This window comes from Bradyrhizobium sp. IC4060, assembly GCF_020193715.1.
GTDB lineage: Bacteria > Pseudomonadota > Alphaproteobacteria > Rhizobiales > Xanthobacteraceae > Bradyrhizobium > Bradyrhizobium yuanmingense.
Map to the genome: position 1 here is coordinate 1 of NZ_JADYVJ010000077.1, position 469 is coordinate 469.

1 protein-coding gene is annotated in these 469 nt (G+C 67.4%); it reads right to left on the reverse strand.

Annotated features, from left to right (window positions below; translation table 11 throughout):
* Positions 1–469, reverse strand: a 469-nt coding sequence (locus I6F16_RS37545; protein WP_249785767.1) for an alpha-amylase family glycosyl hydrolase, incomplete at both ends; no start/stop codon positions are given.

Consider the following 469-nt stretch of genomic DNA (forward strand, 5'->3'; position numbering starts at 1 on the left):
ATCCGGATGATGTCGACCCCCTGATTGGCGAGGTACAGCATCTCCCCGGCCATGGCCCGGAAGACCTTCGGGTTGCGGTAGTTGAGGTCCCACTGGAACGAGTGGAACGTGGCCCACACCCACCGGCCGTCCTCCAGCGGCACGAACGAGCCGGGGTGGTCGTCGGGGAAGATCTCCCGGACGGTCCGCTCGTAGGCGTCCGGCATCTGCCGGTCGGGGTAGATCAGGTAGAAGTCCGCGTACCCCGGATCACCGGCGACGGCCCTGCGCGCCCACTCGTGCTCGTCGGAAGTGTGGTTGAAGATGAAGTCCACCACGAGGGCGATCCCCTCCCCGCGCAGCTCCCGGGCGAAGTCCGCGAGGTCCTCCATCGTCCCGAGAGACGGGTCCACGTCACGGAAGCTCGAGACCGCGTACCCGCCGTCGGAGTTCTCCTCGGGGGCCCGGAACAGCGGCATGAGATGCAGGT